Source organism: Polaribacter sp. MED152 (assembly GCF_000152945.2).
Classification (GTDB): Bacteria; Bacteroidota; Bacteroidia; order Flavobacteriales; family Flavobacteriaceae; genus Polaribacter.
Window position 1 is genome coordinate 1,666,788 of sequence record NC_020830.1, and the last position, 17,073, is coordinate 1,683,860.

The 17,073-nt window shown below is 31.1% G+C and carries 16 protein-coding genes and 1 tRNA gene; 13 read left to right on the forward strand and 4 right to left on the reverse strand.

Annotated features, from left to right (window positions below; all coding sequences use genetic code 11):
• Positions 1 to 330: 330 nt before the first annotated feature.
• Both MED152_RS07365 and MED152_RS07370 read right to left on the reverse strand, forming a co-directional pair.
• Positions 331 to 1,641 (reverse strand): tyrosine-type recombinase/integrase, encoded by a 1,311-nt coding sequence (locus MED152_RS07365; protein WP_238559133.1) that lies wholly within the window; start codon positions 1,639 to 1,641, stop codon positions 331 to 333.
• A 109-nt stretch (positions 1,642 to 1,750) separates the two neighbouring features.
• Positions 1,751 to 1,823 (reverse strand) — tRNA-Met (locus MED152_RS07370).
• 111 nt (positions 1,824 to 1,934) lie between these two features.
• On the opposite strand from MED152_RS07370, the gene era reads away from it, so the two are divergent.
• Positions 1,935 to 2,816, forward strand: a complete 882-nt coding sequence (gene era / locus MED152_RS07375) for a GTPase Era (RefSeq protein ID WP_015481234.1) — start codon at positions 1,935 to 1,937, stop codon at positions 2,814 to 2,816.
• A gap of 2 nt (positions 2,817 to 2,818) precedes the next feature.
• Here the strand turns inward: era and MED152_RS07380 are convergent, their stop codons facing one another.
• The gene (locus tag MED152_RS07380) at positions 2,819 to 3,547 is read right to left on the reverse strand and encodes an SIMPL domain-containing protein (RefSeq protein WP_015481235.1); all 729 of its coding nucleotides are present in this window, start codon (positions 3,545 to 3,547) and stop codon (positions 2,819 to 2,821) included.
• An 82-nt stretch (positions 3,548 to 3,629) separates the two neighbouring features.
• Between MED152_RS07380 and der the strand changes: the two genes are divergently transcribed.
• Positions 3,630 to 4,940 (forward strand): ribosome biogenesis GTPase Der, encoded by a 1,311-nt coding sequence (der, locus tag MED152_RS07385; RefSeq protein ID WP_015481236.1) that lies wholly within the window; start codon positions 3,630 to 3,632, stop codon positions 4,938 to 4,940.
• A 74-nt stretch (positions 4,941 to 5,014) separates the two neighbouring features.
• The gene (locus tag MED152_RS07390) at positions 5,015 to 7,402 is read left to right on the forward strand and encodes a hypothetical protein (RefSeq protein ID WP_015481237.1); all 2,388 of its coding nucleotides are present in this window, start codon (positions 5,015 to 5,017) and stop codon (positions 7,400 to 7,402) included.
• On the opposite strand, the gene MED152_RS07395 is transcribed toward MED152_RS07390, so the two are convergent.
• Entirely contained in the window at positions 7,399 to 8,601 is a 1,203-nt protein-coding gene (locus MED152_RS07395; protein WP_015481238.1) for a Pycsar system effector family protein, read from the reverse strand. The genes MED152_RS07390 and MED152_RS07395 overlap by 4 nt on opposite strands.
• A gap of 165 nt (positions 8,602 to 8,766) precedes the next feature.
• Here MED152_RS07395 and msrB point away from each other — a divergent pair, with 165 nt between their 5' ends.
• From msrB to MED152_RS07445, 10 genes are all read left to right on the forward strand, one after another.
• On the forward strand, positions 8,767 to 9,219 hold the full coding sequence (msrB, locus tag MED152_RS07400) for a peptide-methionine (R)-S-oxide reductase MsrB (RefSeq protein ID WP_015481239.1): 453 nt from the start codon (positions 8,767 to 8,769) through the stop codon (positions 9,217 to 9,219).
• A complete protein-coding gene (msrA, locus tag MED152_RS07405) occupies positions 9,212 to 9,748 on the forward strand; it encodes a peptide-methionine (S)-S-oxide reductase MsrA (protein WP_015481240.1) in 537 nt (178 codons plus the stop codon). The genes msrB and msrA overlap by 8 nt, the downstream gene beginning before the upstream one ends.
• Positions 9,745 to 11,301: a YdiU family protein gene (locus MED152_RS07410; protein ID WP_015481241.1), complete on the forward strand. Its 1,557-nt coding sequence runs from the start codon at positions 9,745 to 9,747 to the stop codon at positions 11,299 to 11,301. The genes msrA and MED152_RS07410 overlap by 4 nt, the downstream gene beginning before the upstream one ends.
• Before the next feature lie 16 nt (positions 11,302 to 11,317).
• Complete coding sequence (locus MED152_RS07415) at positions 11,318 to 11,599, forward strand: DUF427 domain-containing protein (RefSeq protein WP_015481242.1); 282 nt, start codon at positions 11,318 to 11,320, stop codon at positions 11,597 to 11,599.
• Positions 11,600 to 11,605: 6 nt separating this feature from the next.
• Positions 11,606 to 12,100: a peptide-methionine (S)-S-oxide reductase gene (locus MED152_RS07420; RefSeq protein ID WP_015481243.1), complete on the forward strand. Its 495-nt coding sequence runs from the start codon at positions 11,606 to 11,608 to the stop codon at positions 12,098 to 12,100.
• Positions 12,101 to 12,188: 88 nt separating this feature from the next.
• Positions 12,189 to 12,803 (forward strand): hypothetical protein, encoded by a 615-nt coding sequence (locus MED152_RS07425; RefSeq protein WP_015481244.1) that lies wholly within the window; start codon positions 12,189 to 12,191, stop codon positions 12,801 to 12,803.
• A gap of 16 nt (positions 12,804 to 12,819) precedes the next feature.
• Positions 12,820 to 13,293, forward strand: coding sequence for a (2Fe-2S)-binding protein (locus tag MED152_RS07430; protein WP_015481245.1), 474 nt, complete (start codon positions 12,820 to 12,822; stop codon positions 13,291 to 13,293).
• A 3-nt stretch (positions 13,294 to 13,296) separates the two neighbouring features.
• Positions 13,297 to 15,447, forward strand: coding sequence for a xanthine dehydrogenase family protein molybdopterin-binding subunit (locus tag MED152_RS07435; protein WP_015481246.1), 2,151 nt, complete (start codon positions 13,297 to 13,299; stop codon positions 15,445 to 15,447).
• Between the two features lie 2 nt (positions 15,448 to 15,449).
• The gene (locus MED152_RS07440) at positions 15,450 to 16,469 is read left to right on the forward strand and encodes an XdhC family protein (protein WP_015481247.1); all 1,020 of its coding nucleotides are present in this window, start codon (positions 15,450 to 15,452) and stop codon (positions 16,467 to 16,469) included.
• 4 nt (positions 16,470 to 16,473) lie between these two features.
• Positions 16,474 to 17,070: an NTP transferase domain-containing protein gene (locus MED152_RS07445; protein WP_015481248.1), complete on the forward strand. Its 597-nt coding sequence runs from the start codon at positions 16,474 to 16,476 to the stop codon at positions 17,068 to 17,070.
• Positions 17,071 to 17,073 lie beyond the last annotated feature (3 nt).

A 17,073-nucleotide genomic window follows, 5' to 3' on the forward strand; every position in this document is an offset into this window, starting at 1 on the left:
CTCAACAACAACAATTGCTCTTCGTTGGGAAGCGCTTTAGCTATTTGATAAACTATATCTGAATTCATATCTAATTACAAAATTAGATAGTTTATGAGCCATCAAATACCGAGTTTACTAGATACGACATGACTGTGCACGACTTAAACCAACTTTTAATGACCGTGCACAACTTTTATCAAGTTTTAAATGGAATGATTTAAGGAGTAAATCAAATAACCTCGATTATAAGAAAGCAAATGAAGGTTTAATTTATATAACCCTTTTGAATAAAAAAAGTTCTCTAAACATTTGAAGTCAATTCAATTACCTAAAAACCAATTCATTCAATTAAGCAAAATCTTCTGAATAATCAGCTGGCATTTCTGCATCAATATCTCTTAAGTATTTTTGTAAAGCATCTAATGTAACATGACCGGTAATATTCATTAATTTACTTTTAGCTTGTTGAGGAGTCATGGTTTTTACATACTTCACATACAATTTTGTAACATAAGTATGTTTAAAACTATATATACCATAATCAGATCCTAATTTGAAATGATCTTTAACAGCTTTAAAACGTTTCGAAAATTCGTTTCTTTTATTAATAGGTTCTGCATCCCAAATCTCCCCAATTTCATAGCGTCCAAATAAGTTGGCTCTTGGATCTTTTTGTGATAAATCTGGAAGATGATCCAACAAAATTTGTGGTATAATTTTCTTTTGAACAGGTTTTGTCTTTGACTTAATGTACATCAATTTATTTTCAACATCAATATCTTCAACCTTTAATCTACAAATCTCTATAGGACGCAAAAAACTGTAAGAAACAAATCGAATAAATAAAATCATATAAGGATCATTCTTCTCTAAGTATTCAAAAATTTCATCTTCTTGTTTTGGAGAATAGGTTTTATTTCTTTTTGGAATCGATTTTAACTTTGGTATTCTTTTTACAAAGTTGACAGTTATCCATTCATTATCTTCTAATAGTTGAAATGTTGAGGCAAGATCCGTTCTTGAATTATTTCGGTTTCTTGGACTAGTTCTTTTCAGAACTTCATTTAAATATTCTGTAATAATTCTTCTAGTAATAAAACTTAATGGTTTGTTCAGGTATTCTTTAGACTTCAACCATTTTTTAAAAAGACCAATTCTACTACTATATTGAACAAAGGAGTTTTTGTTCATCATACTTACTTTAATATCTAAAGCAAAATCAAGTGCCTCTTCTATTGTTTTTTCAGGAATCCCTTGAACCTCCCTAGGCTTCTTATTTTCTTTTATAGAATCTTTCTCCTTAACTTGATTTTTAATTTGAGGCTTTTTCTTCGATTGCGTTTTTTCCCCAGAAAGAAACTGGTTTTCTAGGTCAGTATTATCTTGGTAAGGATTAAATCCAAATTGCAATAATTGTATTAACGATTGTTGAAGCTTTTTCAAATAAGAATAACGTTCTGTTTTGGTTTTAAATCGATTAGCACCAGCTTTAATATTAGGCTGTCTAACTAATTTTCCAGACGATGGATCTCGAAAAGAAAAATAGAGATACCAAGGTCGCTCTAAAGCGTTATTTTTTTGTTTAGCTGTAAGTTTAGACCAAGTCGAAATATCTACTCCTCCAGTGTAGATTTTTGGTTCAGAATAATTCAATTTCATAGAAAAAACGTGTACGTTTTCGTGTACGTTTTGTAAAAGTAAAGAATTTAAAGGCATAAAAAAACGAATTGTGAGACACAATTCGTTGATTTAATACGCTTTACGCTAGTAGCGGGAACTGGACTCGAACCAGTGACCTTCGGGTTATGAGCCCGACGAGCTACCTACTGCTCTATCCCGCGATTTGGACTGCAAATATACAACACAAACTAAGTAGAAACCAAACTTTATTTTAATTATTTTTTAATACTGAAAAATTAAAACAAAGATTAAAACTAATTACCTTTGTATTTATGATACATAAAGCAGGATTCGTAAATATAATAGGTAACCCAAACGTTGGTAAATCAACATTAATGAATGCTTTGGTAGGCGAAAAACTATCTATCATTACGCCTAAAGCACAAACTACGAGACACCGTATTTTAGGAATTGTAAACCATGAAGAGTATCAAATTATATTTTCTGATACACCTGGAATTATAAAACCAGCCTACGAATTACAAGCTTCTATGATGGATTTTGTAAAATCTGCTTTTGAAGATGCTGATGTATTAATTTATATGGTTGAAGTAGGAGAAACTGCTTTAAAGAATGAAGCTTTTTTTAACAAAATTATTCATAGTAAAATTCCGGTTATTCTTTTATTGAACAAAATTGACAAATCAAACAAGGAAGAAGTAGATGAAAAGATTGCCTATTGGAGAGAAAAAGTACCCAACTCTTTTGTATATGTGATATCTGCTTTAGAACGATTTAATGTAGATGCTGTTTTTTATAAAATCATAGAATTGTTGCCAGAAAGTCCTCCTTTTTATCCAAAAGATCAGTTAACAGATAAAAATGAACGCTTTTTTGTAAACGAAAAAATCAGAGAAAAAATTCTAACGCATTATAAAAAGGAAATTCCTTATTCAGTTGAAGTGGAAACAGAAAGCTTTATTGAAGAAGAAAATATTGTTAGAATAAGGTCTATAATAATGGTGGAAAGAGATACACAAAAAGGAATCATTATTGGCCATAAAGGAACGGCTATAAAAAGGGTTGGTGCAGAAGCACGTAAAGATTTAGAGCGTTTTTTCCAAAAGAAAGTATTTATTGAACTTTACGTGAAAGTAAATAAAAACTGGAGAAGCGATAAAAATCAATTAAAAAGATTTGGGTATCAACAATAAAATTACTCAGACAAATAATCTAACTTCATCGTAATTGAAGCTGTTTTTTCTTTAGAAGATGTATTAAAAGCGCCTCCCCAAGAATAACTTTCGTTCGAATTTTGACCAGTGATTTGGAATATTCCCATTTTCGCAGAAATTAAATCACCCAGTTTACCACCAGAATTATCAGCAATTTTCTCTGCTCTCGCTCTTGCATCTGCAGTAGCTTTAGAAATCATTTCCACTTTTAAATCTGCCAATTTTGTATAATAATACCTTGGTGGTTGAGAGTAGAATTCGATACCCTTATTTAATAATTCAGTTATTTCTCTAGATATTTTCTCTACGGTTTCTACGTTCTTAGAATCGATTTGTAATGATTGAGTTAAAACATACCCTAAAAACTCATCTCCAGCATATTTGCCATTCACATAAATAGATTTATTATCCTTTCTACTTTGTACTGCTTTAAAAACAATTTCATTTGCTGTAATTCCTTTAGAAATCAAGTATTCTGTAATAATTTTTTTATCCTTTTCAAGATTATTATAAGCTTGTTTCAATTGTTTATTGGTGTTAGAAAAAGAACCTTCCCAAACAATTAAATCTGAAGTAAAATTAGCATTACCCAAACCTGTTACAGAAATATTCCCTTGTCCATTATTTCTATTTATAATGGCATCACCCAATAAATAAGCAGCAATAACTATCGCTATTGAAAACACTATAGAACTAAAACTTTTTTTCATAATTAAGGTATTTAACTGTCTCTAAAAATACAACTAAAAATCTTGGCTTTAATTGTATCTTTGCACCAAATTATTTTAACAAATGAATAGTATTATAGCCATTGTAGGAAGACCAAATGTTGGAAAATCGACTTTATTTAACAGATTGGTTCAAAGAAGAGAAGCTATTGTAGATTCTGTAAGTGGAGTTACAAGAGACAGGCATTATGGAAAATCTGATTGGAATGGAAAGGAGTTTTCTGTTATTGATACAGGTGGATATGCTATTGGTTCTGACGATATTTTTGAGGAAGAAATTAGAAAGCAAGTTAAATTAGCAATTGACGAAGCAGATTTAATTGTTTTTGTTGTAGATGTTGAAGATGGTATAACACCTATGGATGCTGAGGTTGCAAAGCTTTTAAGAAAAGTTAAAAAACCAATTTTTACTGCAGTTAATAAAGTTGATAATGCAATGCGTGATGCAGATGCAGTTGAATTTTATAATTTAGGTTTAGGAGACTATCATACAATTTCATCTATTAACGGAAGTGGAACAGGTGAATTATTAGATGCAATAGCAGAAAAAATTCCTGCCCCAGAAGAAGTAGATTTAGAAAAAAAGGAATTACCGAGATTTGCTGTTGTTGGTAGGCCAAATGCAGGAAAATCTTCATTTATTAATGCATTAATTGGCGAAGACAGAAATATTGTAACCAATATTGCTGGTACTACAAGAGACTCTATAGATACTAAATATAACAGGTTTGGTTTTGATTTTAATTTAGTAGATACTGCAGGAATTCGTAAAAAATCTAGAGTAAAAGAAGATTTAGAATTCTATTCTGTAATGCGTGCTGTAAGATCTATTGAATACTCAGATGTTATCATTTTAGTAATAGACGCTACTCGTGGTTTTGAAGGTCAAGACCAAAACATATTTTGGTTAGCGGAGAAAAATAGAAAAGGTGTTGTTATTCTAATCAACAAATGGGATTTGGTTGAAAAAGAAACCAATACAATGCGTGATTATGAAGCTAAGGTAAAAGAACAAATTGCACCTTTTACAGATGTGCCAATTGTTTTTATATCAGCATTAACCAAACAGCGTTTATTTAAAGCTATCGAAACTGCTGTAGAGGTTTTTGAAAACAGAAAAAACAGAATTCCAACAAGTAAGTTTAATGATGTAATGCTAGAAGTGGTTAAAAACTATCCTCCACCAGCAATTAAAGGTAAGTTTGTTAAAATCAAATACTGTATGCAATTACCTACACAAACTCCTCAGTTTGCGTTTTTCTGTAATTTGCCTCAATATGTTAGAGATCCTTATAGACGTTTTGTAGAAAATAAATTGCGTGAAATTTATAATTTTTCTGGAGTACCAATTACCATCTATTTCAGACAAAAATAAGATGTAATTATATTTTTTGTAACTTAAACTCAAATCAAGCGTCTAAAAGAGTACCATTTTATAATCTTTGAAGCATGAATATCATAAAATCAACTAAAATAGATGATGTAGAGTTGCCATTACAACTCAATATTTCTTTTCAAAAAGTTTTCGTTTTATTTGAAAAATATGCCGAAAATAATTTTGCTCATCACCCATATCATGATGCAGCAAAAAAAATGGTAACGCTCTTTAAAAATCATCCAGAATTAATTGATGGTTTTTCTGATCTTAGTTTGTTAACCAAATATAAAGAGCAAATCAACTTACTCTTAGACCCTTTATTTCCTGAACCTCTAAGAACAAATGAAATAAAGGCTGCTAGTATTCCTTTCTCATTTACCTCGTTTAAATTTACAGACAGATTTGAAGATATTATAGAAAATGCAGGTGAAGATTACGAATTAGTTGTTCGCAATTTTGAAGATAACAGCATGTTTGTAATGGCATGTACCTTTATTTTAGGTTTTGTTTATGGTTTTAAAATCGATATAAAAAGACCTTTCTATTTCGATATTCCTGATAAAAAAACAGGAACCATGAAATATTATAGAGCTGCTTTTAATGCCGATTTTTCTGAAGTAATCCCTACAGAAAATGCGCCAGAACTTACTCAAGAAGATTTTAGAGAATTGCTAAATAATTTTGAAAACATAGATTTATGGAAAGAAAAATTTCCACCAAACAGCTATATTTTTAAAGGTTTTGGTATTATTAATTTATTTGATGTTACTGCAGAAGAAATGTTATCTGCAATTAAAGCAAATTTATTAGCAGGTGGAGATCAATTGATTTTTAAACTACAAAACAACTTAAGAGATTTTTATAGTATAAAAGATTTAAGATTAGGTTATTCTATTTTCGACAAAATAAATTCTAAGATTTGCGAAACCATAGTAAACAAATCTAATAGCTTAATTCTTAGCAATGTAGAAGAAATTAAATGCGATAATTCTTATTTCTGCAATACAATTATGCAGAAAGTTTTTAAGAAACACGAAACATTTATTATTTCAGATATTGATGAATATGGAGCAAATACAGGTAAAAATCCATTTTACCAAAATCTATATGATTCAGGTATAAAGAGTATTATTTTAATACCAATTTTAGCTTCAGGAAAAGGAGATTTGGCATTATTAGAAATTGCTTCACCAAGAGCCTACGATTTAAATTCAGTAAATATCAACAAGCTGAAAGATATTATTCCTGTTTTTGAGGCAGCTGTAAAAAGATCTTCTGAAGAGCGTCAAAATGTTCTGGAGGCTACCATCCAAGAAAATTACACTTCAATACATAGTGCTGTAAAATGGCGTTTTTATGAAGCTGTAGAAAAATTTCATGTAGAATCTCAAACCAATGAGAATGCAAAGTTAGATGAAATTATTTTTGATGATGTGTACCCTATTTTTGGACAGAGTGATATTAAAGGTAGTTCAGATGCTAGAAATGAAGCCATTCAAGAAGATTTAATTACACAACTTTCCTTGGCTATAGATGTACTAGAACATGCTTGCAAAAGAGAAGCATTACCTATTTACAAAGAACTTATGTTTAGAATAAACACGTTCTTAAAAGAGGTAAAAAGTGAACTTAATGCTGGTGATGAAATAAATATATTAGAGTTTTTAAAGCGTGAAATCTATCCTGTTTTTAATCATATAAAAGACATTAATAAAGAGCTTTCTAAAAAAGTAAACATTTACATGAATCGTTTGGATCCAGATTTAGGTGTGGTTTACGAAAAAAGAAAAGAGTATGAGAAAAGTGTAAATCGTTTAAATGATAAACTTTCTAGATACTTAGATTTAAAACAAAAAGAAGCTCAAAAAATGTATCCTCATTACTTTGAAAGATACAAAACAGATGGTGTTGAGTTTAATATTTACATTGGGCAATCTATCACCAAAGAAGATACTTTTGATGATATTTACCTATACAACCTTCGTTTATGGCAACTACAAACCATGTGCGAAATGGAAAATATTGCCTACAGCGAACTTTCTAAAATGAAGCAAGAACTTAGAGTGGCTTCTTTAATTTTAGTACACAGCAATCCTATGGCTATTAAATTTAGGATGGATGAAAAGCAGTTTGATGTTGATGGGGCTTATAACATTCGTTATGAAATTATTAAAAAACGAATTGACAAGGCTTACATAAAAAACACTGAAGATAGATTAACAGTTCCTGGTAAAATTGCCATTGTTTACTCACAAGACAAAGATGCTTTAGAATACATAAAGTACATTAACTTCTTACAATCTAGAAATCAACTAGGTAAATTAGAGTTCTTAGAGTTGGAGGAATTACAAGGTGCTACAGGTCTAAAAGCACTTCGTGTTGAAGTAATTTATCAAGAAAATTTTGACGCCAAAAAAGTAATTACGTTTAATGATTTAATTAAAGAAATAGAATCTTAAGGAGCTATTTCTTGAAATGAAAACGATACTGCAAACGCAATTACACTTACAATAATACCTGTCATAAAAACAGTGTAGGTAATTCTTAGTATTTTATATTTTCTGTTCAGAACCAAACCTAAATAGTATAAATCTTTGGTTAATGAGCCATAAAGATAATCTCTATCTTGCATCATTTCAGATATTCCCCATTCAAAATCATCTAATTTCATTTGATGAAAATTACCAAAAAACAATAGGTTTACCTTTCTTTTAGCAACATCTTCTTTCGTAAACTTGCCCTCTGTTACATTAGGTCTAGTAGCCAAAATTGATAAAATTATAGAGATTACAGTAAACCCAACAAATATAATTGTTGGCACAAATAAATGTGAGTTTGAAGGATTGTCTAACTTTGGTAATAAACTAGAAAGTGCCAAAGAAACTATAATGGCATTTACAGAAAGTAAAATATTGGCTTTGGTATCTGCAATATCACTTAAAGTAATATGGTTTCTTAAAGCTACCCTAAACATTGTTTCTACACCTCTTTCAGGTACAATACTTTTATTTTTCTTAAGATCTAAAGCCTCTTTCTTTTGTTTAAACTTTTTATTCTCTTTTTTTAACTTCTTTTGATTTTTTAAAAGTTTGGCTAAATTTTTATCTTTTGGCTTGCTCCAATTTCTCAGTGCAAACTCAGTATAATATCTGTGCTTCTGTGTAAAAAAAGCCAGATTTAGAGTAATCCATTCTTTATTACTGTAGGTTTTTTCTAACACCAACTCCCACTCTTTTCTCAACAAAGAAGTATAATCAAAAAAGTTACCTGAAGCTAAATGTGCAGAATCTGCATCTCTTAAAACCTCTTCTAATTTATTTTTAGGAATCGAATTCATTCTAGTTGCAAGAATAAGCTCACCAATAGCAGTTATGCGCTCCTCGTTAAATTTGTGCGATTTTAAAAATTCTGAGGCAATTTTAATACTTTCCTCTTCATGATTTTCATCACTTACAGTAAAGCCAACATCGTGAAACCAAGCAGCAATAACCAAATTTTCTAAATCATCTCCTTTAATATCGGAATCTTCAGAAATTTCTATAGTTTTCTCAACAACTCTTTGAGTATGAGATAAATTATGATACACATAATTGGCATGTAATTTCTCACTCAATAAATTGTAAACAAATTTCTCTACTTCATTAATAACGTTGTTCATGCTAAAATTTTTATCAAAAATAAACAAATAATTTTGCTTTTTAACCTCTTCATTTTATCGTAAATTTATAGAAGTTAATTCTATACTTAAATCCGTTTTCAATTGTAATTTTTTAAGTGTTTAAACGACTATTTTTAAGAAAGATTTTAAAAGAAAATAATTTATATGCTTACTTGGAAAGATATTATACATTTTGCTACCAAAGGAAACCCAACTCCAGAGAAAAGAGTTGAAAAATCAGAGGCAGAATGGAAAGAAATTTTAACTGCAGAACAGTTTAGAATAACACGATTAAAAGGTACAGAAAGACCTCATACAGGCGAATTATGTTCTATTTATGATGAAGGCCAATACAATTGTGTGTGTTGCAATACACCTCTTTTTGACTCTACCATAAAATACGAATCGAGTTCTGGTTGGCCTAGTTTTACTCAACCTATTCAAAAAAATGCAATTCAGTACGTAAAAGATACCACATTTGGTATGGTTAGAGTAGAAGTTTTATGCAATACTTGCGATGCTCATTTGGGTCATATTTTTCCTGATGGACCAGAACCAAGTGGTTTGCGTTATTGCATAAATTCTGAATCTATGAAATTAGAAAAAAACAATGAGTAAAGATATTAGAATAGCCACAGTTGGTGGTGGATGTTTTTGGTGCACAGAAGCCGTTTTTCTGGAAGTTAAAGGCGTAGAAAAAGTAGTATCTGGTTATGCAGGTGGTAATGCACCTGGCAAACCTACTTATAGAGAAATTTGTTCTGGCTTAACAGGTCATGCAGAAGTAATTCAAATTACCTATGATGCAAATGTTATTTCGTTCGAAGATATTTTAGTGATTTTTATGACAACTCATGATCCTACAACATTAAACAGACAAGGTGCAGATAGAGGTACACAATACAGATCTGTTATTTTTTATCATGATGAAAATCAGCAAAAAATTGCAGAAGAAGTTTTAAAGCAATTACAAGTTTATTTTGATGATAAAATAGTTACAGAACTTAGTCCTTTGCCAATATTTTATGAGGCAGAGCAAGAACATCAAGATTTTTATAAAAACAACCAAGGTTATGGCTATTGCACTTATGTAATAGAACCAAAATTAGCAAAAATTAGAAAATTACACGCAGATAAATTAGCATGAAATTAAACCTGAAACATACTTTTTTAAATGAATTACCAGCAGATAGTATTCTAGAAAATACTAGAAGACAAGTTTCAGATGCTGTATATTCTTTTGTAAATCCAAAAAAGACACAGCAACCTGAGATACTTCATGTATCTCAAGAAATGGCAAATGAACTGGGTATTACACAAGAAGAAACCACATCAACCCTATTTAAAAAAATATTTACGGGTAATGAAGTATACCCAAACACAAAGCCTTATGCCATGTGTTATGGAGGTCATCAGTTTGGAAATTGGGCAGGTCAATTAGGTGATGGTAGAGCTATTAATTTATTTGAAGTAGAACATGATAATAAAAATTGGAAAGTACAATTAAAAGGTGCTGGTGAAACTCCTTATTCTAGAACTGCAGACGGTTTAGCTGTTTTACGCTCATCAATTAGAGAATATTTATGTGCAGAAGCCATGTATCATTTAGGAGTACCAACAACCAGATCTTTATCTTTAGCTTTGTCTGGAGACGATGTTTTAAGAGATGTTATGTATGATGGAAATCCTGCTTATGAAAAAGGCGCCATTGTTTCTAGAATATCTCCATCATTTTTACGCTTTGGAAATTTCGAAATATTTGCCTCAAGAAATGATTTTAAAAATCTTAAAATTCTAACAGATTATACCATAAAACATCATTTTTCTCATTTAGGAAATCCTTCTAAAGAAACCTATATTCAATTTTTTGGTGAAGTCGCAGATCGAACTTTAAACATGATTATTGATTGGCAAAGAGTAGGTTTTGTTCATGGAGTTATGAATACAGACAACATGTCTATCTTAGGATTAACCATAGATTATGGACCTTATGGTTGGCTAGAAGGTTTCGATTTTGGCTGGACACCAAATACCACAGACAGACAAAATAAACGCTATAGGTATGGAAATCAGCCTAATATTGGTCTATGGAATTTATATCAACTTGCTAATGCTTTATATCCTTTAATTGAAGATGCTTCTCCTTTAGAAGCTATTTTGAATAAATACAAGACAGATTTTGAAAGAAAATCTTTACAAATGATGAAAAGTAAATTAGGGCTTTTTGTTGTTGATGAAGATGATTTAAAATTGATACAAGAATTAGAAGATAATTTACAATTAGTAGAAACAGACATGACAATTTTCTTTAGAAATTTAAGTGATTTTTCTAGCACTAAAGAAGGTTTTAAAATTATTGAAGATGCATTTTATGATTTAGAAAGTATTTCTGATGATGTAAAAATTAGATGGAATAGCTGGTTCAATAAATATGAAGATAGATTAGCGATTGAAAGAGTACCTTTTGATGAACGTAAAGAAAAAATGGATGCCGTAAATCCGAAATATGTATTAAGAAATTATATGGCACAGTTAGCTATTGATGCTGCAAACAATAAAGATTACAGCTTAATTAATGAGTTATTTGAATTATTAAAAAAACCATATTCAGAACAACCAAATTATGAAAAATGGTTTGCAAAAAGACCTGAATGGGCAAGAGATAAAGTAGGTTGTTCAATGTTATCTTGTAGCTCTTAACCTAAACTAAATAATTATGAAAGCAATTTGGAATAACGAAATAATAGCAGAAAGTAATGTAACAGTAGTTGTGGAGAATAATCATTATTTTCCTGAAAATAGTATAAAAAAGGAGTTCTATATACCAAGTACAACTAGAACCACTTGTCCTTGGAAAGGTGAAGCCTCTTACTACACTTTAGTGGTTAATGGAAAAGAGAATAAAGATGCAGCATGGTTTTATGGGCGTCCTTTTGAGGCTGCAAATAATATTAAGAATCACGTAGCTTTTTGGAAAGGGGTAAAAGTTACAGAATAACTACATATGCAAACCAATAAAATAGCTTTTGGTGGTGGCTGTCATTGGTGTACAGAAGCTGTTTTTCAATCTTTACAAGGGGTGGCTGAAGTAAATCAAGGTTGGGTTGCTTCAACTGATAAAAATAGCACATTTTCAGAGGCTGTAATTGTACATTTCAATCCAGTAGAAATTAATTTAAAAGATTTAATTTCAATTCATTTGGCCACACATAAAAGCACTAGCAATCATTCTATGAGAAAGAAGTATAGATCTGCTATTTATGTATTTTCGAATCAGCAAAAAATAGAAAGCGAAAATATTCTAACTGAAATTCAAGAAAATACAGCAAGTCAAATCATCACACAGATTTTACCTTTCTCTGAGTTTAAACCTTCTGAAAATCAGTTTCAGAACTATTACAAGAAGAATCCTCAAAAACCCTTTTGTAAGAAATATATCTTACCAAAATTAAAACTCATTTCCAATCAGTTTACTGCTAATGCTATTGTAAAAAATTAGAAATTATATTCTTTAAATTATTTACTGTAACTTTAGGTACCCTAAACTTGTACTTAATAGTTTATCACAACACAAAAATCAGCCAAACATGAAAAAAAGAAATCGTTTTTATATAATTCCGCTTTTAATGTTAGGAGGAATTTTATGGGCTTCTAACTACAACAAAACAGAAAAAGACTATACTCCTTTAGAAACTAAGCTTATAAATGCTTCAGAAAATTCTGATAATTTTAATAAAATGATGGATGTTCTTACACATCCAAGATGCATGAATTGTCATCCAAGTGATAACATTCCAAAACAAGGTATAGATAGTCATCCTCACTATTTTGGAATGAAAGGTGGTGAGAAAGATCATGGTTTTGAAGCTACAAAATGTGCAACTTGTCATCAAAAAGAAAACAATAATTATTCAGGTGTGCCTGGAGCTCCTCATTGGGGTTTAGCTCCACAATCTATGGCTTGGAAAGGTTTAACAAGAAAAGAAATTGCAGAAGTAATTTTAGATAAAAATAAAAACGGTGGTAAAGATTTAAAAGGTGTAGAAAAGCATTTAACAGAAGATGATTTAGTGCTTTGGGCCTGGAATCCTGGTGTAAATGCTGCAGGAGAAAAAAGAGAAATTCCACCAATTTCTGAGGAAGAATTTAAAAGAGTTGTAAAAGAATGGATTGCTAATGGTGCAGTAATTCCAGAAAATTAATCGCAAAAAAGAAACAATGAATATATCATTTAAAATAAATAACGAAGCTATTACAGTTAATGTTTCTGATGAGAATACTCCTCTTTTATGGGTGGTTAGAGATGTGTTAAATTTAAAAGGCACCAAATTTGGCTGTGGTAAAGCAGCTTGTGGTGCATGTACTTTGCATATAGATGATGTTGCTGTGCGTTCTTGCTCTTATGCAGTAAAATTTGCAGAAGGTAAAAACGTAACTACTATTGAAGGTTTGGGTGATGCAGAAAACCCACATCCTGTGCAACAGGCTTGGATAGAAGAAGTAGTGCCTCAATGTGGATATTGTCAGCCAGGTTTTATGATGGCTACAGCCGCCCTTTTAAAAGAAAACGACAATCCAACAGATGAAGATATAGATAACAATATTATTAATATTTGTAGATGTGCAACCTATTACAGAATGCGAAAAGCAATTCATAGAGCTGCTGAATTAACAAGAGAATCTAAACTATAAAACATGAGCAAGAAATTATCACGTAGAAAATTTTTAGTTAGAGGTGGTTTAGGTACACTTGGAGTTTTGGCTGTAGGTACCTATCTATTTCGTAATCCAATTCGAAGAGAAATTATTGGTTTTGCTGAGTCTTTTGTGGCACCTTATTCTGGCTCAGGTACAGATGCTAATTTGTGGTTTGAAATCACAAAAGACAATAACATCATTTTACATTCTCCTAAAGTAGAAATGGGCCAAGGTACTTTTACTGGCTTAGCACAAATAGCTGCAGACGAATTAGATGTAAATATCAACCAAATGCAAGTAATTGCTGCAAGTTCTGCTAGTGGAATTGTAGACAGACTTGGAACTGGAGGTAGTTTATCTATTGCTTCTATGTGGACTACCATTCGTGAATTGGCAGCTACAACTCGAGAAATGGTAAAGTTAGAGGCTGCTAAAAAATGGGAAGTTTCTGTTGATGATATAACAACTAAAAATGGAATAGTAACTCATGAAAGTAAAGAATTATCGTTTGCAGAAATTGCTGCGAATGTTACTGAATGGGAAATACCAGATACACCGAAATTAAAGCCCGTAAATTCTTATAAATTGGTAGGTAAACCTGTACCAAGAATCGACTTAAAGGCAAAGGTATATGGAGATCCTATTTTTGGAATGGATGCAGAAATGGACAATATGCTTCATGCAGTTATCTTAAGACCAGAATATATTGGAGCCACCTTTAAAAGTGCCAATTTTAGTAAGGCAGAACAAATGCCAGGAGTTGTAAAGGTTGTACAAATTGATGACTGGGTAGGTATTGTTGCTAAAACATATCCAGAAGCTTTAGCTGCAAAACTTGAGGTTGATATTGAATGGAACATCCCTAAAAAATGGACAGAAGAAGATATAAGAAATCTAATTACTGTAGGTAGTGGAGATGAAATGATTGTTCAAAAAGAGGGTGATGTTCTTGAAAATGATGATGAAGATTTTCTAGAGCTGGAGTTTAAAAGTCCAATTGGTGCTCATGCACAATTAGAACCAAATGGTGCTGTTGCTTCTTATAAAGATGGCAAAGTAACCGTAATTTTATCTACCCAAGTAATTGGTATTACACAAAATCAAATTGCAAAAGCGTTAGATATTGATACAGATGATATAAATGTAATTCCTACCTATTTAGGAGGTGGTTTTGGTAGACGCTTAAATACAAATCATGCAATTCAAGCTATTAAATTATCTAAAGCAGTTGGGCAACCAGTAAAGTATTTCTTCACTAGAAAAGAAGAGTTTCAAAATGATATGTTTAGACCTCCAACACACCATATTATGAGAGGTAAACTAAATGAGGAAGGTTTGATTGAGCATTTAGAGCATCACTTTGCAAGTGGTAATGTGGCTATAGATTCACTGCTTTTACCAGGTATTGCAAATACAGTTTTAGGTGCAGATTTTGGTGCAATTCGTGGAGGACGAATTCATTACAGTGACATAAAAAATGTTAGATCTATTCAGTGGCATAAAACCTTGCCATTTGCCACAAGTTGGTGGAGAAGTTTAGGTTTGCTGGCTAATACTTTTGCTATTGAAAGTTTTGTTGATGAATTGGCTTTTCAAAACAATAAAAATCCTATTGAATTGCGTTTAGTGCAGATAAAAGAAAATGAAGAAGGAATTCGTTTAAAAAACGTTATTAAAAAAGTACAAGAAGAATCAAATTATTCTGAGACTGTTTCTAATGGAAGAGCCATGGGTTTTGCCTGTTCAACAGATACAGGAACACCATGTGCACAAGTTGTAGAAGTATCTATAGAAAACAAAGAAATAAAAGTGCATAAAGTTACTTGTGTTATGGATTGTGGAATTGCTGTAAATCCAGATCAAGTTAGAGCACAATGTGAAGGAGCAATGATAATGGCCATGAGTGCAGCCATGCACGAAAAAATGTATATAGAAGATGGCCAATTACAACCTACCATTTTCGGACCTTATGAAATGGCTATGATAAAACATGCTCCAAAAGAAATTAATGTACACTTACTGCAAGGTATGGACAAACCAGGGCCTGTTGGCGAACCTCCTTTAGGACCAATTGCTGCTGCTATAGGGAATGCAGTAAAAAGATTAACAGGAGAAAGATTAACAGAAATGCCATTAAAACTCTCTTAAAATTGATACACGAACTTAAAGAAATCATACAACAAGCAGTAATCAATCAAGAAAAAGGATTGAAAAATGTGATGGCCTCTGTTGTACATTTAGAAGGTTCATCTTACAGAAAACCTGGAGTTAGAATGCTAATTTCGGAAGATTTACATTCAGTAGGTGCAGTTTCTGGTGGTTGTGTAGAAAAAGAAATCATACAAAGATCAAAAACTGTTTTTAAAGACAACAAACCAAAAATCATAACTTATGATGGTAGGTACAGATTGGGTTGTGAAGGTATTTTGTACATTTTAATAGAACCTATATTTATTAAGAATGATTTTATAGCGGTATTTCTAGAAGCATATTCAAAAAGAGAATCATTAAAAATTGAAAGCAATTTTAAACTAGAAGACGAATCTTTTGGTGCTTATGGTTCTGTAATCACTTTTGAAAATGGACAGCAATTTTCGTTTAGTAAGCAATTCACCATTGATGAGCAAACACAAGTTTTTTCACAAGTATTACAACCTGCCTTTAAATTAGTAATTTTTGGTGGAGAACATGATGCAGTGCAATTGTGTAAAATTGCAGCAAATCTTGGTTGGGAAATAGAAGTGATTACATCTGCCAAAGACAGTAAGAAACTATCGGATTTTCCTGGAGCTAATAAAGTTTTAGGCGAAAGTCCTGAAACCATTGAATTTAAAGACATCAAAGAAAATTGTGCAATTGTTTTAATGAACCATAGTTATGTGCAAGATTTAAAATATCTCGTAAAACTATCTAAAGAAAACTGTTCGAATTACATAGGTATTTTAGGTGCACCTAAAAGAAGAGAACGTTTATTTAATGAGCTTTTTGAATTTGCTCCTGAAACTACAGAAGAATTTTTAGAAACTATTTATACGCCTGCAGGTTTGCATATTGGTGCTCAAACACCACAAGAAATTGCAATTTCTATTATTGCAGAAATTTTAGCAGTAACAAGAAATAAAGATCCTTTTTCTCTTAGAAATATTACTAGTAAAATACATAGTAACTAACCTTATGAAGATTGCTATTTTAGTTTTAGCTGCAGGTAAATCATCTCGCATGCAAAGTATCAAACAGCTAGAGAAAATTGAAGGCAAAACCCTTTTAAACATCACTTTAGAAAAGGCAAAATTATTACAAAAAAATAATGTTTATTGTGTTTTAGGCGCAAATGCTAATCGTATTAAACAATCCATTTCAGCTTCAAAAATAACAACAATTTACAATGATAATTTTGCTGATGGTTTAAGTACTAGCATAATTTCAGGGCTTAATTATTTTAAAAATCAACATTTAAAATTTGATGCTATTTTTATCCTATTAGCAGACCAACCAGCTATAGATATAGCTTATCTTTTATCTATGAAAAGCTTGTCTTTAAAAAATCCTACAAAAATTATAGCTACCAAATATCCAGCTCATTTTGGAGTTCCTGTAATCATCCCTAAAATTTATTTTGAAGCTCTACTAAAAATTAATGGTGATAGAGGTGCTAAAAGTTTTATTAACGCACATAAAAACGAAGTTTTATCATCAAATTTGCCAACTAATCATATAGATATTGACACGAAAGAGGAGCTAAATCTTTTTAGAAAGTCAATTTTAAAATAGTTA

Bases quoted from the DNA above. Each gene is read 5' to 3' on its own strand.
- MED152_RS07445 (WP_015481248.1), top strand. From the start codon at position 16,474: ATGAAGATTGCTATTTTAGTTTTAGCTGCAGGTAAATCATCTCGCATG.
- msrA (WP_015481240.1), top strand. From the start codon at position 9,212: ATGAGTAAAGATATTAGAATAGCCACAGTTGGTGGTGGATGTTTTTGG.
- MED152_RS07365 (WP_238559133.1), bottom strand. From the start codon at position 1,641: ATGAAATTGAATTATTCTGAACCAAAAATCTACACTGGAGGAGTAGAT.
- era (WP_015481234.1), top strand. From the start codon at position 1,935: ATGATACATAAAGCAGGATTCGTAAATATAATAGGTAACCCAAACGTT.
- MED152_RS07395 (WP_015481238.1), bottom strand. From the start codon at position 8,601: ATGAACAACGTTATTAATGAAGTAGAGAAATTTGTTTACAATTTATTG.
- MED152_RS07425 (WP_015481244.1), top strand. From the start codon at position 12,189: ATGAAAAAAAGAAATCGTTTTTATATAATTCCGCTTTTAATGTTAGGA.
- msrB (WP_015481239.1), top strand. From the start codon at position 8,767: ATGCTTACTTGGAAAGATATTATACATTTTGCTACCAAAGGAAACCCA.
- MED152_RS07415 (WP_015481242.1), top strand. From the start codon at position 11,318: ATGAAAGCAATTTGGAATAACGAAATAATAGCAGAAAGTAATGTAACA.
- MED152_RS07435 (WP_015481246.1), top strand. From the start codon at position 13,297: ATGAGCAAGAAATTATCACGTAGAAAATTTTTAGTTAGAGGTGGTTTA.
- MED152_RS07410 (WP_015481241.1), top strand. From the start codon at position 9,745: ATGAAATTAAACCTGAAACATACTTTTTTAAATGAATTACCAGCAGAT.
- MED152_RS07420 (WP_015481243.1), top strand. From the start codon at position 11,606: ATGCAAACCAATAAAATAGCTTTTGGTGGTGGCTGTCATTGGTGTACA.
- MED152_RS07430 (WP_015481245.1), top strand. From the start codon at position 12,820: ATGAATATATCATTTAAAATAAATAACGAAGCTATTACAGTTAATGTT.
- MED152_RS07380 (WP_015481235.1), bottom strand. From the start codon at position 3,547: ATGAAAAAAAGTTTTAGTTCTATAGTGTTTTCAATAGCGATAGTTATT.
- MED152_RS07390 (WP_015481237.1), top strand. From the start codon at position 5,015: ATGAATATCATAAAATCAACTAAAATAGATGATGTAGAGTTGCCATTA.
- der (WP_015481236.1), top strand. From the start codon at position 3,630: ATGAATAGTATTATAGCCATTGTAGGAAGACCAAATGTTGGAAAATCG.